Consider the following 15,355-nt stretch of genomic DNA (forward strand, 5'->3'; position numbering starts at 1 on the left):
TGGGCCCATGGGACGTCCCTGCGGCGGACGACCCTGAGGAGGTCCGGCGGGACGGTTGGGACCGACGGGACGGCCACCCGGGTTGTTGCCGCCCGGGTTGTTGTTGCTGGGGGAACTCACGAATCAAATCTCCAGTGGTCACGGACCGATCACGTGCAGACTTCGATCGGGCCCTTCTTCGGGTGTGGCGTTACTCGCTGGCGGTGCGCCGGCTTGGTGGGCGTGCTCGCCGCGGTCGCGGCGGCGCAGGTACTGCGCCGAGCACATAGGACTGCACCAAGTGGTTCCAACTGCAGGTACGGCACACCTCTACAACGTGCACCGTGAACTCCTCTGCTGTTTCCGCAAGCCGAGCGAGCTCGTCCGAGGTTCGGGCCGATCCCGAAACCTGACCGAGCTTGTCGCCGAACACCCAGGACACGAGCGTCAACTGTTCCTTGCGGCAAATGGGGCAGACGACGTCGCTGCCCCGGCCGTGGAACTTCGCGGCTCTGAGTAGGTACGGATCGGCGTCACACACCTGCTTGACGTCGGTCCGACCCGCAGACACTTCGGCCAGCACAGACCGACGCGCGAGCGCGTAGTCCACAACTTGCCGCTGTATCCGCACCTGACCAGCGTACGTGCGTCCGTGCCGCGACGGACGGTTCGGGAGGGTCACGATGAACACATTTCGGGGGCTGGGGGCATGGCGACCAGCCATTACGATCACTTCCTGTGAAGTCTTCTCGTTCTCCGATGACGCGTGCTCGTGATCTTGATCGCGTCGAAACGTGCAATGTGTTGGACGCCGCGTACGCCGAAGGGCAGTTGAGCGCGGAGGACTACTTCGACCGGACCGAGAAGGCGAAGTCCGCGAAGACCCTGCTCGCACTCGCACGCCTGGTCAACGATCTGCAGGTGCCGAAGATCGAGACCAAAACGGTGCCTCGGACGTCGACGGCACGAAAGGCCGTGTTCGTCGGTGCTGCTGCTCTGATCGTCGTCGGAGCGATCGCAGCAGTGGCGTGGAGTCGGTCACCGTTGACGCCCTCGGAAGACATCACTGCCAGTTATGCCAGCACTACTTCCCTCGCTCCGCCGTTGCCGACCACCACCCCGGTGCCGGAGCCGACCGTCGAACCGATCCTGATCGCACACATCGACACGTTGACCCCGGAAGGAATCGGCGCATTCATCGAGAGGTATCGAGACGAGTACGGCGACATGTTCGTCGACAGCGCGAGCTTCCACGAGAAGCATTCTTCGGTCCAACGCGCAGCACCCGGTGCACCGGCTCAGACCCAGCGCATCAGCTTCTGGGGTGGATTCCAGATCGAGCCGAACAACACCCCTCGCAGAAGCGATCAGCCGACGTTCGACCTCGGCTCCATCGAGATCGACAAACTCACGCCGTTCATGGAAAACATCGGCGAATTCATCAAAGTGCCGGACGCGACGATCACCGCCGTGATCCTCGACGCGAACTACGGTGTCCCGGAGATCGCGATCTACGCGGAGAACATCCGCGGCGAGGATGGACGCATCGAGGTCACCCCGTGGGGCGAGATCTCTCGTTCCTACCCGTACGGGAGCTAGGGTGAGCCGGTGAGTGGGTCCCCGACTACTACCTCTACGCGCACCCGTGCGCGCGACGTCGACCGTTCCGATACCTGCGCCGTTCTCGATACGGCTCTGTCCGACGGCCAGATCACGGTCGACGAGCACGCGAACCGGACGGCTGCGGCCATGACCGCGACCACGCTCGGACAGCTCGATCTGCTGGTCCGCGATCTGCAGAAAGCAACGCTGCGCAACGCCGTCGCCAAAGTTCGCCGTATCGACAAGATCTGGTACCTCGCAGCCGCATCGACTGTCTTCGCCGGCCTGATCGGGTACCTCACCTTGTCCGCCGACCCTTCACCCCCACCGCCTCCACCGGCTGCAGCCGAACCGGTCGGACCGCTTGCCCCCATTGTGAGTTCGACGCTGAACACGGTCACCGCTAGCGGGATCGGGGAATTCATCACCAGATACATGGCCAAGTACGGCACGACGATAATCGATTCCGCCAACTTCTACGACGGCTATGCAAGCGTCACTCGCGCCGCCGCTGTCTCACCGAACCTGGAGGAAGACATCGACTTTCGAGGCGGTTTCACACCACGCGACAGCACGTCGACTCGAGCAGCCAGCACCGTCACCTTCGACCTCGCTGCCGTCGACATCGACAAACTCGCCGGATATCTGGCAGGAGTGTCCGCAAATCTCAACGTCCCCGACGCCGAGATCACACACATCAGCATGAGTTCGTCGAGCGACGATCCACGCGTCTCCATCTACGCCAGCAACAACCTCGGCGCGAGCGGGTGGATGGATCTGACGCCTGACGGACGCCCGATCCGCTTGTCTCCCTTCACTCCTCGATAGGCCCCGGACATGCCGAACGATCTGACCAGGACCACCCGCGCTCGCAATGCCGATCGCGAGGCTACCTGCGCAGTGCTGGACTCCGCCTTCGCCGACGGACAACTCACGGCGACCGAGCACGACGAATTGACCGAACTCGCCGCGGTGGCAGTCACTCTCGGCGATCTCGAAGATTTGACGTTCGATCTGCAGACTGAGGCGTCCCTACCCATTCTTCGGAAAGAACCTTCGCTCGACACGCGTTGGATTGCTGTTGTGATCATCGCGCTGTCACTGGTCTCGGCTGTCGGTTTCGGAATCAAATACGCCGCGTCCGACGTCACGATCTTCTCGAGCCCCGAGCCACAGTTACACACCGTCGACGGCCTGGGGGCGATGTTCCATGCCATCGAAACGGAGTACGGCAGCGGACTGGTCGACGAGATGACCATCTATCCCACTTATGCACGCGTAACGCGCGCCGATCCTGCCGCGCCGCGCAAGAGCCTGGACAGCTACTACCGAGGCGACCTCGAGGACACGACTTCAGGAGGATCACGCGAACCCGACGTGACACAGATCGACGTCAGACAGCTCGATCCTCGCATCGTGATCGCCCTGCTCGACGGCGCCGGAACCACCACCTCCGTGCAGAATCCGGCCACTCGGTACGTCTCTGTCGACAGCACCGAAAATGTTCCGACCATCCAGATTCACGTCGGCAACGACCTCGACGAGAGCGGGTACCTGACCGCTGCCCTCGATGGCGAAATCATGTCGATCTACCCGTTCACCCCCTGATCTAGCCGTGACACCTTGGTACACGTATCGGGCCGCAGTGTGGTTTTATATATCGGCGCGATATAGTTGGTTATCGCATCAAGCGGTTAGGTTCAACGACTCGGGAGGTTTGTCAGTTGCTCGAACTCGCAATCCTCGGGCTGCTCCTCGAGTCACCGATGCACGGATACGAGCTGCGTAAGCGGCTCACTGGTCTGCTCGGCGCATTCCGCGCGTTCTCGTACGGATCGCTGTACCCGGCACTGCGGCGCATGCAAGCCGACGGATTGATCTCGGAAGACGTCGACACTGCCACCGGCACGCTCAAGCGTCGGGCGCGTCGCGTCTACCAGCTCACTCCGGAAGGTCGGCAACGGTTCACCGAACTGGTCGCCGACACCGGGCCGCAGAACTACACCGACGACGGTTTCGGCGTTCACCTCGCCTTCTTCAGCCGCACCCCCGCAGAAGCGCGGATGCGGATCCTCGAAGGCAGGCGACGCCAGGTCGAGGAGCGCCGTGAGGGGCTCCGCGAGGCCGTCGGTCGGGCCAGCGGATCGCTGGACCGCTATACCCGTCAGCTCCATCAGCTCGGACTCGAATCGAGTGAACGCGAAGTGCGTTGGCTCAACGAATTGATCGCAGCCGAGCAATCGACAACAGGAACATCCCGGAAAGAAGGAGAACCCGACCATGGGTGAGAACAGCACCGCGGTGCGCGTAGCCATTGTGGGCGTGGGTAACTGCGCCTCGTCCCTGGTTCAGGGCGTCCACTACTACAAGGATGCCGACGAGACCCAGACGGTCCCCGGCCTCATGCACGTCAAGTTCGGCAAGTACCACGTCCGCGACGTGCAGTTCGTCGCTGCGTTCGACGTCGACGCCAAGAAGGTCGGCTTCGACCTCTCCGAGGCGATCCTCGCGAGCGAGAACAACACCATCAAGATCGCCGACGTCCCGCCCCTGGACGTTCCCGTTCAGCGTGGCCCGACCCTCGACGGCATCGGCAAGTACTACGCCGAGACCATCGAGCTGTCCGACGCCGAGCCCGTCGACGTCGTCAAGGCACTCAAGGACGCTCAGGTCGACGTCCTCGTCTCCTACCTGCCCGTCGGTTCCGACGACGCTGACAAGTTCTACGCACAGTGCGCGATCGACGCAGGCGTGGCATTCGTCAACGCTCTGCCCGTCTTCATCGCTTCCGACCCGGAGTGGGCTGCCAAGTTCAAGGACGCCGGCGTCCCGATCGTCGGTGACGACATCAAGAGCCAGGTCGGCGCCACCATCACCCACCGCGTGATGGCGAAGCTGTTCGAAGACCGCGGCGTCGTGCTGGACCGCACCTACCAGCTCAACGTCGGTGGAAACATGGACTTCAAGAACATGCTCGAGCGTGATCGCCTGGAGTCCAAGAAGGTTTCCAAGACCCAGGCCGTGACGTCCAACCTGACCGGCGCACTTGCCGGCAAGGTTCACGACCGCAACGTCCACATCGGTCCCTCGGACTACGTGGAGTGGCTCGACGACCGCAAGTGGGCATACGTCCGCCTCGAAGGCCGCGCCTTCGGTGACGCTCCCCTGAACCTGGAGTACAAGCTCGAGGTCTGGGATTCGCCCAACTCTGCCGGCATCATCATCGACGCCGTCCGCGCAGCCAAGATCGCCAAGGACCGCGGCATCGGTGGACCGGTTTACCCGGCTTCCGCTTACCTGATGAAGTCCCCGCCGGTCCAGATGGCCGACGACAAGGCTCGCATCGAGCTCGAAGCGTTCATCATCGGCGCAGACGAAGCTTAATTCGACTCACACTGATTCGGGGTCTTGCGCCAACGGCGCAAGGCCCCGATTCTGTTATCCGCAGGGTGTTTCCGCATCCGCGCGGGTAATCACGCCTGCGGCTGCCGAATTGCCGTGCGGGTCCGGGTGCCGCTCAGCGTGGAATGATGGACATCAGAACCATCACACGGATCGAGGACCCCATGTCGATTACGTCGCTGCCAGTGCTCGATCTGTCGCTTGCGCAGAACCCCGACACCGCCGAGCAGTTCCGCACTCAGCTCCGCGAGGCCACCCACGAGGTCGGATTCTTCTACCTGGTCGGCCACGGAATTCCCGACGAACTGCAGCGCCGCCTCCTCGCCGTCGCCCGCGAGTTCTTCGCGCTGCCGACTGCCGAGAAGCTCGCGATCGAGAACGTCCGCAGCCCGCACTTCCGTGGGTACACCCGGCTCGGCGGCGAACTGACCGAAGGCAAGCAGGACTGGCGCGAGCAGATCGACATCGGCGCCGAACAGCCCGCGGCCGAGCGCACCGACACCTCACCGGCCTGGGAGATTCTGCAGGGCCCCAACCAGTGGCCAGACGCCCTTCCCGAACTTCGCGACGTCATCACCGAGTGGAACGACACACTCACCTCGATCGCATTGAGCCTCTTACGCGAATGGGCGGTAGCCCTGGGCCAGGATGCGAACATCTTCGACGACGCGTTCGCTCACGATCCGTCGATCCTCATCAAGGTGGTGCGTTACCCGGGCCGCCCGAAAGGTGCCGGCTCCCAGGGCGTCGGCGGACACAAGGACGCGGGTGTGCTGACTCTGCTCTATGTCGAACCGGGCAAAGGCGGTCTGCAGGTCGAGCACGACGGCGACTGGATCGACGCGCCGCCGATCGACGGGGCGCTGGTGGTCAACATCGGCGAACTGCTCGAGGTCGCTACCGGCGGCTACTTGAAAGCGACTGTGCACCGGGTAGTTTCACCCGAGGGCGACGGTGAACGTATCTCGGTGCCGTTCTTCTTCAACCCGAACTACGCAGCGCAGATCCCGGAGTTCGACCTACCTCCCGAGCTGGCGGCGCGCGCCACCGGCGTCACCGTGGACGCGAACAACCCGATCCACGATTCCTACGGGGCGAATGCCCTCAAGAGTCGACTACGTGCGCACCCCGATGTCGCGGCCCGCTGGTGGCCGGACATCGTTGCGGCACAAAGCGCTACCTGACGCTGAACTACAGATCCATCGCGACTTTCCACGCCGTGTGCATCGCGCCCTCGATGTAGTCGACGTTCACCGCGTCACCGACCACGTGCACGTCGGAGACGACGCCGATCAGAGAATCGGCCAGTGGCGCCTGCGCCGACACTCCCGAGGCGACGACAACCATGTCGGCCGGAGCGGTCAGTGTCTTGTCACCGGAACGGAATTCGACGTGCTCCTTGGTGATGCGCTGCACCGTTGAATTGCGGTGAATGTTCACACCGACATGCTTGGCGTGGCGCACCGCCGTCCAGCGGCGCGGCATCGCCATCGGAATGCCCAACTGCTGGCCTTCTTCGATCAGCGTCACAGTGCGACCTCGCTCGGCCAGGAACTCCGCAAGCTCGAGTCCGACAAGCGAACCACCGATCACGACAACGTCCTTACCCATGGGCAGGAACTTGCGGGTCACAGCTCGGATCGCCGCGGGGCTCTTGGTGATACCGGACAGCTTGCCCAACTTGGCCATCGTCCGCAGGAACGGCGGTACCTGTGAGACGTCTCCCGCTCCGGTCATCAACGCGCGCAACGAATCACCGGTGTGCACGTGCGGGAGATCACCGCCCGGAACGCTAGGCCGCTCACGAACCGCACCGGTGGCCACGACTACGGCGTCGGGGTTCAGTGCCCGGATCGAAGCAACCGAGGCTTCGGTCTTCAGTCGAACATCGACACCGAGACGCTCGATTTCCACTTTCAACCAGCTGAGCAGACGCCCGTTGTCCGGGGTAGTGAGGCTCGAGAACCACAGGGTGCCGCCGAGGCGATCGGATTTGTCCAACACCGTGACTCGGTGCCCACGTTCAGCGGCCACGCGAGCCGTTTCGAGACCACCGGGGCCCGCTCCGACCACAACAACGTGTTTCGGAGTGCTGGTCCGAACGAAGGGGAGCAGCGCTTCGTTGCCCAGGGCAGGGTTCACCGCGCACAGCGGGGTCTCGTCCCAGAAGTTCTCCTGCACGCAGACGTAGCAATTGATGCAAGGCCGAACCCGCTCGGGTACACCGTCTTTGAGTTTGTTCACCAGCTGTGGATCGGCCAGGAGCTGACGGCCCATTGCGGCGAAGTCCGTGCGACCTTCCGCGATCATCTTCTCGCCGACCTCGGGGAGCATACGTCCGACGGTGATCACGGGGATCGATATCGCCTGCTTGATTCGCGTTGCATTGTCGGTGTAGTAGCCGACCTTGTCGGGCAGTGGTCCGTCGGTGAAGTTGGCAAAAGCATTCAGCGCGGTACCGGTGACATGAATGGCGTCAGCTCCGGCCTCTTCGAACATCTTCGCGGCCGCAGCAGCCTCGTCGACCGTCAGCCCGTCGGTTTCGCCGTACTCTTGACCGGCCAGACGCACGATGACGGCAAGCGCACCACCGACCTCCTCCTTGACCGCCCGAATGACCTCACAAGCGAGGCGAGCACGGTTCTCCATGGAACCTCCGTACTCGTCGCCGCGCTGATTCGTGTACCGACTCAGGAACGCTCCGAGGACGTAGTTGTGGGCACAGTGAATCTCGACGGCGTCGCCGCCCGCCGCCTTCACCCGTCCGGCAGCCTCGGCGAACATGCGAACCAGCCAATCAAGATCTTCCTTGGTTGCCTCGTGGTACGTAGCCCTCTTGCCCTCGTTGATGGCAGCCATCTTGCCCAGTTCTTCTGGCGTGCAATCGGCCATCGCGCTCATGTCACCCGGCGGCTTCGGCGTGGACGGGACCAACTGCGGTCGGCCGTCGAGGGTATCGATGCGCGCCACCTTGCCGTGGTGTGTCATCTGCACACAGAGCTTGCTGCCTGCGTCGTGGACTGCGTCGGCCAACGCCTTGAGACCGGGGATGAACCGGTCTTCCGAAAGCCCCGGTTCCTTGCGGCTGGTGCAGCCCAGCGGATACGCAACAGCGCAGCAACCGGTGATGATCAGACCCGTTCCACCAGCTGCACGCGCCACGAAGTGGTCGATGTCGCCCTTTTCGATTTCCCCGTCTTCACACAGGTTCATGTCCATCGCAGGGAGAACCACGCGATTGGGCACGGTCATCGGGCCGATGGTGCCTGGTGCGAGCAGGTGCGGAAAGGTCTGGCTTCGGATCGTCACGAGCAGACGCTAGAACTGGACCACGCCCATCCGTTGCGGCACTCCCGATCAACGAGACTTCACGCGCTGTGACGTTCGAGGCACTCGGCTATCACCTCGAGCGCATATTCGAGGTCCGCGGATTCCACCCGTCCGTAGCCGATGACCAATCCGCCGGGGTCTCCGTGCGTTCGGGTGGACTCGACCAGGGTGGGCACTTCGACGCCGTATTCAAGTGCCTCGCGAGCGACGGTGGCTGCCAGATCCGCGTCGAGCATGAGCGTCGTGTGCATGCCGGCGCCGAGACCCCGCAGTTCACCGAACGATGACAGCGCTTCCTCGACCGCCCGATCACGCTCCCGGTACCTGCGCCGGGCGGTACGCACCGCTCGATCCCATTCGCCGTCACGGAGCAGGGACAGGAGTGCTTGCTGCAGCGGAACCGACGGGAAGTCGCCGATTCGCTTGCGGTGTACTGCTATGCGGTCGACCAGGTCGAGGGGAGCCACCAACCAGCCCAATCGAATTCCGGCGCCGAGCGTCTTGGCAACTGTTCCGAGATACACCACCCGATCAGGAGCCAACTGGGCAAGCGCAGGCAAAGGCGCTACGTCGTAACGGAATTCGGAGTCGTAGTCGTCCTCGAACAGGACGACGTCGCGGGCGCGTGCGAACTCGATCAACTGGTTGCGCCGACCTACCGGAAGCAGCCCTCCTGTCGGATACTGATGGGACGGTGTCACATACACACCGCGGACGCTCTCCGACGCCGTTTCGAGTTGGTCGACACAGAGACCATGAGCGTCGACGGGCACGTCGAGCAGCGACCATCCACAGGCTGTTGCGGCCGAGGACGCATACCGGTATCCGGGATCTTCCATCGCCAGAACAGCACCACGGGTACGCAGAGCCGACAGGGCGAGGCCGAGACCATGCGTGGCACCTGAGGTGATCAGGATTCTCTCGGGTTCAACCGACATTCCGCGGGCTCTTGCCAGCAATTCCGATAGTGCCGAACGCAATTCGTAGTCACCCGCAGGATCGGGATCCTCGAAAGGTGGCGGTTTGGACCCGACGTCACGCCACGCCCGCCGCCACGCTGCCGATGCACGCGGTGGCGTCCACGGCACGCCCGGCCGGAGCTGCACCCTGGGTGACATCTTGTCGGCGGCCTTCTTCGGTGTAGTCGTGGGAGTGACCATGGGGGAGGGCGCCTCGGCAACGAAGGTGCCTGAGCCGTGCACAGCGACAAGCCAACCCTCGGCGATCAACTGCTCATACGCCCGTTCCACGACGCCCCGCGCCACCTCGAGCTCCGCCGCCAGCTTCCGGGAACTGGGTAACCTCAGACCCACTGCCGCCTTACCACTGCGGATATCAGCTCTGAGGTGGTCGGCAATCTGGACCGGGAGCGCCCGCCGATCTGTCCGGTCGAGGACGACGGCTACCGCCGAAGGCAGAAACATTCAGAACCCTCCCGGAAGTGGCAAATCGAAGTGGCCTATCGAAGTCTCCACTGATTGGACCATGACTTGAAGCCACTTTGCCACCAGCATTGTCTGCATGACAGATTCCGTTGTCTTTGCTGCCCCTGCTCCTGCCCCCACTGCACCTATTCCGCTGTCCCCGACAGCACGTACGACGCACAAGCGCGCCCGCCACCACGGCGTCGCAGAACGCGCGGCACTCGTCGACGTCTTGCAGTCCGCGAAGCTGTGCCACATGGGTGTGACCGTCGGCGGAGTTCCCATGGTGTTTCCCACCGCCTACGGGTTCGACCTCGACGGCCCCGACCGCGGCGGATCTATTTATGTTCACGGTTCAGTCGCTTCACGGAGCTTGGCTCCCGACAGCGAAATCTGCATCACCATCACGATCCTCGACGGGCTCGTGTTGGCTCGGTCGGGCTTCCACCACTCGATGAACTACCGCAGCGGCGTCATCATCGGATCACCTCGAGTCGTGACCGACGGCGACGAGCGCGTGAAGGCTTTGAATCTGATCGTCGACCAGGTGGTTCCCGGACGTTCCCAACACCTTCGGGATCACACGCGCAAGGAAATGGCGGCAACCATCGTTCTTGCACTGCCGTTGTACGAGGCTTCCGTCAAGGCCCGCACCGGCGGCCCCGGTGACGATGCCGCCGACATCGGTATCGAAACCGTTTGGGCTGGAGTAGTTCCCGCAGCTACGCACTTCGGTGAACCGATCCCGTCCGAGGATCTCGACTCCGGTGTCGCGCTGCCGGACCATATCTCGACGATGCTCTGACCGCACACGCCGTACACACCGGGGCATGGCTATGCCCCGGTGTGTACGTATTCAGTTGCGCCCGTTCAGGCTGCTGTAGGTGGGCTGTTCCCGCCGATCGGATGCTGATACGGATCGATCGACATCGGTGGGTAGAACACCGTTTTTCGATCGGGGCCGATCTCGACCCGCCATTCGGTGTGGTGCAGTGTCCGATGATGGTGACCGCACAACAAGATCAGGTTGTCGAGATCTGTTGGGCCGCCATCGTTCCAGTGAACAATATGGTGGGCATCGCACCACCCGGATGGTGTTCCGCACCCCGGAAACGCACACCCGCCATCCCGAACCGCAAGAGCCCGCCGCTGCGGAACGGTCGCCGTTCTCGTTTCCTTACCGCAGTCGAGCGGAACACCATTCTCATCCAACAAAATTCGCGTCACGGTGCAGTCGCACGCCAACATCCGGGCGGTATCGATACTGATCGGGCCCACCCAATCCGTCCACGCGAAACCCAGTTCTTCGGTGGACGGCAGGAGGTCTTTCAGAACTTTAAGGTCCGTCATGTCTTTTGCCGACGCGGTCACCGTGATGTGCGGTTTCACCCCGCCCTCGATCGGACCCAACCCCGCCCGCTCGTACCGCCGCAGTAATTCGCAGAACCCGTCCGCCCGCCGCAGCGCCGGCGTACGGGTGTCCTTGGCACCGCCCTTCTCCGGCGTCGGAGCCGACAGACTCGACAGCAACGTGATCAGACGCGCCCCGTTCACCGCATCCAGATCACCCTTCACAGTTACTCTGCCGTACAGGCCTTTCGAGGCGTAGAACTCGTTACGCTCCGAATCTTCCCCGACCGGAACGCCGTCCTCACGCTTGCCGTACTGCTTCTCGATCCGCCGAATCGCCGCCCGCACCGCATCACAATCGGCAATGTTCTGCGACGCCAACCCCAACAGAATCCCGCGAGCCTTGTCCACATCCGCCAGGGTCATGTTCTTCGGCGGATGCTGACAGAACGACGCCACCTGACGGGCTTTCAACGCATCCACGTCACCACGATGAAACGCATCGCCCACAACGGGTTCGAGCATCAACAACCGCGCCAACCCGACCAGCAGACTGCACTCACCGATCTCCAGATTCGTCGAACCATGCAACCACTGCGCGATCGCCCGAAAACCCTTCCCACCGAGAACCTCACGGGAAAACATCTCCACGATCAGCAACACCATCCGCGACTGCAACTCGTGCCGGACACGCACCAGATCCAGAACCTCCCCCTTGAGGTCCTCGCCATCCAGTTGCCACGCATCCCGACTGTCCATGCTCAAAGTTTAATCGAACAAAGTTTCGAACACAAGGGATGGTAACCGAAACTAGATGCTAATCAACAACTTTCGCATTCCAGACGAAACGGGCAGGTTCTTGGGTCGCGGGAGTTGCCGCAACTCCGCCACCGATAAAGGGCCGGACAAGATCCAGCGGCAAGGGGAAGACAACGGTGGAGTTGTTCTCACTACCGATCTCGTGAAGCGTCTGTAGATAACGCAACTGCAGGGTGGTCGGATTGCGGCTGATCACCTCGGCCGCCTCGGCGAGCTTGGCCGAAGCCTGAAACTCGGCGTCGGCGTTGATGATCTTGGCTCGCCGCTCTCGTTCGGCCTCTGCTTGCCTGGCGATGGCGCGCTGCATGTTGGCCGGAATCTCGACGTCCTTGATCTCGACGGTCGTGACCTTGACTCCCCACGGCTCGGTCTGCTGATCGATTACCTTCTGCAAGTCCTCGTTGAGCCGTTCACGTTCGGAGAGCAGCGAGTCCAACTCAGCTTTACCGAGAATGGAGCGCAGTGTGGTCTGGGCGATCTGTGAGGTGGCGGCCAGAAAATCCTCGACCTCGACTATCGAACGGTCAGCGTCGACGACCCGAAAGTACGTGACGGCGGTGACCTTCACGGGGACGTTGTCGCGAGTGATCACTTCTTGGACCGGTATCTTCAGCGTGACGGTTCGCAGACTGACCCGCTCCATGCGATCGATCGCCGGCACCAGAATCACCAGACCAGGACCCTTCAAGGTGATCAGTCGACCGAGGCGGAACACCACCGCGCGCTCGTACTCGCGCAGAACTCTCACCGACATGCCCACAAGGACTGCAATCAGCACGACAAACACGGACAACACGACAAGCACGGTGGTCATAGCGGCAGCTCCCACGGTTCACGACGGCGCACTTTCAGAGTCAGGCCTCGAACCTGCTCTACGACGACAGATTCGCCCACGGCGGGCACAGAATCGTCGTACCCGAATTCCATTCGAGCACGCCATAATCCGCCGTCGAGCTCGACCTGACCCTGCGCACCGGTCCAACTGCGAACGGTCGCGTCCGAGCCGACAAGAGATTCCGTCCCCGTACGCACGGGAGCGCGGCGCGCGGTAAGCGCTTTTCGACTCGCTACCGCCACCACGCCCAGGCCGACTACCGCGACCCCCGCCGTCACCGGAATCGCAATCAATTGCCCGATACCGTCGGACGTGAAGAGCATCCACACGCCGGCACCGATCATGAGTGCTCCAAGCGCACCGAGCACCCCCGCGGTTGGGGCATGCGCCTCGACCACGATCAACAGGACGCCCAGCAACAGGGCAACGACACCGATCGTCGTCATCACTCGTCTCCACGCTCGCGAGGACGCGGTCACGTCGCGTAGCCATTGTGCGATCGCGCCCTCGACTTCAACGGTAATCACGTTCGGCCGGATCTGCCACAAGCGCTTTCACATCACGTCAGAGAAGGACCTCACCGATCTGTCGTGCAGTCACCTTGGCAAGGTCGGCGAGAAACGGAATCCGTTCGTCGATCATCAGCTCGACCGGACCACGAAGCCCGAGAGCGTAACGCACAGTGCCGGATCCATCGATGATCGGAATTCCGATCGTTCGAAAATCCGGGGTCAACTCCTCGTCGTTGAATCCGTATCCTCGCTCACGAGTCAGTTCCAGTTCCCGGCGGATACCGGCGACATCGGTAATCGCACGCTGAGTGGTCGCTTCACGTGGCAGAGCAGCAAGTTCGGAGTCGTCGACATCGGACCAGGCCAGAAAGGCTTTCCCCAGTGCGCTCGCATGCAAGGGAAGGCGGACACCCTGGAGCACGTGCCCGTCGGCCTCGCGCCACCGACTGAATCCGAGCAACACCACCTCACTTCCGCTTCGCACTGCCAGGGAGGCGGATGCTCCTGTCGTCGCGGCCAATTGCTCCAAATAGGGCTCGGACAGATAGATCCGATGCTGCCGGTAGGAGACCTGTCCGTAAGCCGCCAGCGCCGCGCCGATGCGATACCGACTGGTTGCGTCGTCCTTCTCGAGAAATCCCGCGTCGACGAGCGACTGCAGCAATCGATGCGTGGTGCTGACCGCAAGCTCTTGTCGCCGCGCAACTTCCGAGACTCCCAGTTCTTCGCCACTGCGAAAACATGTGAGCATGGTCAGGGCACGGGTTACCGTCTGAACTCCCGCGCCGCGTGCGTCCGTCACGAACGATCCTTTCGCTGTGGCCTGATCGACCTGAGAATCGGACGCTAACACGGACCCAGCAGTCCGGCCATCCTTTCCATCAGATGGAAAGGAACCGAACGTGGACCTACAAAAGCCCAGATGAACAGACTTCCGATGTTGTCAAGATTTCCAATCTCCAGAAAACAAACGGGGGTAAAACGGACAAGCACCCAATAGCGTCATCGTCGTCAGTTCTGACGATTCAACGCCTGAAGGAGCCACATACATGTCCCGCTTCCGCCGACTGCCACGAGCTGCCGCTGCGCTCGCCATGATCCCGCTGGCCGGGTTGGCGGTGGCGTGTGGGTCTTCCGATTCCAACAGCGCCGCAGGCAATTCCAGCGCCGACTTCACGCTCAAAGTTTTCGATCCCGGAAACTCCGGTGCCATCGCCGTCGGCAAGCGTGACGGAACCTACGACGAGGCGCTGGCACCGCTGGGCGCAAAGATCGAATGGGTCAAGACCACACCGGGATTCAGCTCCAACCTCAAACTCTTCAACAGCGGTGAACTCGACATCCAAACCGGCGCATACAGTCCCGTCGTCGGCGCACTGTCCAAGGACGTGGGTGTCCGCATCTTCGCCACGTCCGACCCGTACAACAAGGACCAGGCCGGCATCATCGCCACTCCGGAGTCCGGCATCAAGACCGTCGCAGATCTGGCCGGCAAGCGCATTGCCGTCAACCCTGCAGGCAAGGGCGAGTACATCACGCTCAAGGCTCTGACGCAGGCCGGAGTGCCGATCGATTCCGTCGAACGTGTTCCGCTGCAACAGGCTGACGCGGCGTCGGCGTTCTCCACCGGGCAGGTCGACGCGTGGGCATCGTTCCTGATTCCGTATCAGGAGGCCAAGGCCAAGGGCGCGGTCGAGATCGCAACCGAGGCGAGCATCGACTCCGTGGACAGCACCATCATCGCCGGCCGCACCGCAGTACTCGAAGCGCATCCCGAGGTGGTCCAGAAGTTCCTCGAGGTCACCCAGGAACTCACCGCGAAGCAGCAGGCCGACCCAGCAGCCTTCGAGAACGTCTTCGAACAGACCGGTCCGCGTGCACTCTCCGGACAGCGACTCGACGACGCGATCACCCTCGGCGGCCAGATCACCAACTTCCGCTACCCGACTGCAGCGGATGCTACCGACCTCGAATCCATCTCCACGCTGTTCGCCGACAACAAGGTGATCCAGCAGCCGATCAAGGGCAGTGACGTGATCTTCGACCTCCAGGGTGCTGTGGCAGGTTCGGCAGCGGCAGCACCCACCACCGAGGGGAAGTGA

The 15,355-nt window shown here is 62.6% G+C and carries 15 protein-coding genes; 8 read left to right on the forward strand and 7 right to left on the reverse strand.

Going from position 1 to position 15,355, the window contains the following annotated elements:
- Positions 1 to 190: 190 nt before the first annotated feature.
- Complete coding sequence (locus AC1Q6C_RS08955) at positions 191 to 610, reverse strand: DUF5318 family protein (RefSeq protein ID WP_042448217.1); 420 nt, start codon at positions 608 to 610, stop codon at positions 191 to 193.
- 128 nt (positions 611 to 738) lie between these two features.
- Between AC1Q6C_RS08955 and AC1Q6C_RS08960 the strand changes: the two genes are divergently transcribed.
- The 6 genes from AC1Q6C_RS08960 (at position 739) to AC1Q6C_RS08985 (ending at position 6,167) form a co-directional block, all read left to right on the forward strand.
- Positions 739 to 1,578, forward strand: coding sequence for a DUF1707 SHOCT-like domain-containing protein (locus tag AC1Q6C_RS08960; protein WP_118605773.1), 840 nt, complete (start codon positions 739 to 741; stop codon positions 1,576 to 1,578).
- A 9-nt stretch (positions 1,579 to 1,587) separates the two neighbouring features.
- Positions 1,588 to 2,409 (forward strand): DUF1707 SHOCT-like domain-containing protein, encoded by an 822-nt coding sequence (locus tag AC1Q6C_RS08965; RefSeq protein WP_118605770.1) that lies wholly within the window; start codon positions 1,588 to 1,590, stop codon positions 2,407 to 2,409.
- A gap of 9 nt (positions 2,410 to 2,418) precedes the next feature.
- A complete protein-coding gene (locus tag AC1Q6C_RS08970; protein WP_492666537.1) occupies positions 2,419 to 3,189 on the forward strand; it encodes a DUF1707 SHOCT-like domain-containing protein in 771 nt (256 codons plus the stop codon).
- Positions 3,190 to 3,305: 116 nt separating this feature from the next.
- The gene (locus AC1Q6C_RS08975; protein WP_003946014.1) at positions 3,306 to 3,869 is read left to right on the forward strand and encodes a PadR family transcriptional regulator; all 564 of its coding nucleotides are present in this window, start codon (positions 3,306 to 3,308) and stop codon (positions 3,867 to 3,869) included.
- A complete protein-coding gene (locus AC1Q6C_RS08980) occupies positions 3,862 to 4,965 on the forward strand; it encodes an inositol-3-phosphate synthase (RefSeq protein ID WP_003945979.1) in 1,104 nt (367 codons plus the stop codon). The genes AC1Q6C_RS08975 and AC1Q6C_RS08980 overlap by 8 nt, the downstream gene beginning before the upstream one ends.
- Before the next feature lie 143 nt (positions 4,966 to 5,108).
- On the forward strand, positions 5,109 to 6,167 hold the full coding sequence (locus tag AC1Q6C_RS08985) for an isopenicillin N synthase family dioxygenase (RefSeq protein WP_019746062.1): 1,059 nt from the start codon (positions 5,109 to 5,111) through the stop codon (positions 6,165 to 6,167).
- Positions 6,168 to 6,174: 7 nt separating this feature from the next.
- Here AC1Q6C_RS08985 and AC1Q6C_RS08990 read toward each other — a convergent pair whose 3' ends face one another.
- Positions 6,175 to 8,292 carry an oxidoreductase gene (locus tag AC1Q6C_RS08990; protein ID WP_064073501.1) on the reverse strand — a complete coding sequence of 706 codons (2,118 nt, stop codon included), beginning with the start codon at positions 8,290 to 8,292 and terminating at the stop codon, positions 6,175 to 6,177.
- A 59-nt stretch (positions 8,293 to 8,351) separates the two neighbouring features.
- Positions 8,352 to 9,737 (reverse strand): MocR-like pyridoxine biosynthesis transcription factor PdxR, encoded by a 1,386-nt coding sequence (gene pdxR / locus AC1Q6C_RS08995; RefSeq protein WP_118605761.1) that lies wholly within the window; start codon positions 9,735 to 9,737, stop codon positions 8,352 to 8,354.
- A gap of 97 nt (positions 9,738 to 9,834) precedes the next feature.
- On the opposite strand from pdxR, the gene AC1Q6C_RS09000 reads away from it, so the two are divergent.
- Positions 9,835 to 10,542, forward strand: coding sequence for a pyridoxamine 5'-phosphate oxidase family protein (locus tag AC1Q6C_RS09000; RefSeq protein ID WP_083058516.1), 708 nt, complete (start codon positions 9,835 to 9,837; stop codon positions 10,540 to 10,542).
- Between the two features lie 65 nt (positions 10,543 to 10,607).
- On the opposite strand, the gene AC1Q6C_RS09005 is transcribed toward AC1Q6C_RS09000, so the two are convergent.
- The 4 genes from AC1Q6C_RS09005 to AC1Q6C_RS09020 all read right to left on the reverse strand — a co-directional run bounded on the left by AC1Q6C_RS09005 (position 10,608) and on the right by AC1Q6C_RS09020 (position 14,055).
- Positions 10,608 to 11,846, reverse strand: coding sequence for an HNH endonuclease signature motif containing protein (locus AC1Q6C_RS09005; protein WP_118605758.1), 1,239 nt, complete (start codon positions 11,844 to 11,846; stop codon positions 10,608 to 10,610).
- A 58-nt stretch (positions 11,847 to 11,904) separates the two neighbouring features.
- Positions 11,905 to 12,720, reverse strand: a complete 816-nt coding sequence (locus AC1Q6C_RS09010; protein WP_050656912.1) for a slipin family protein — start codon at positions 12,718 to 12,720, stop codon at positions 11,905 to 11,907.
- Positions 12,717 to 13,187: an NfeD family protein gene (locus tag AC1Q6C_RS09015; protein WP_007735511.1), complete on the reverse strand. Its 471-nt coding sequence runs from the start codon at positions 13,185 to 13,187 to the stop codon at positions 12,717 to 12,719. The genes AC1Q6C_RS09010 and AC1Q6C_RS09015 overlap by 4 nt, the downstream gene beginning before the upstream one ends.
- 118 nt (positions 13,188 to 13,305) lie before the next feature.
- Entirely contained in the window at positions 13,306 to 14,055 is a 750-nt protein-coding gene (locus AC1Q6C_RS09020) for an IclR family transcriptional regulator (RefSeq protein WP_030537941.1), read from the reverse strand.
- A gap of 247 nt (positions 14,056 to 14,302) precedes the next feature.
- On the opposite strand from AC1Q6C_RS09020, the gene AC1Q6C_RS09025 reads away from it, so the two are divergent.
- Positions 14,303 to 15,355, forward strand: coding sequence for an NrtA/SsuA/CpmA family ABC transporter substrate-binding protein (locus tag AC1Q6C_RS09025; RefSeq protein ID WP_058039347.1), 1,053 nt, complete (start codon positions 14,303 to 14,305; stop codon positions 15,353 to 15,355).

This window comes from Rhodococcus sp. MT28 (assembly GCF_058792695.1).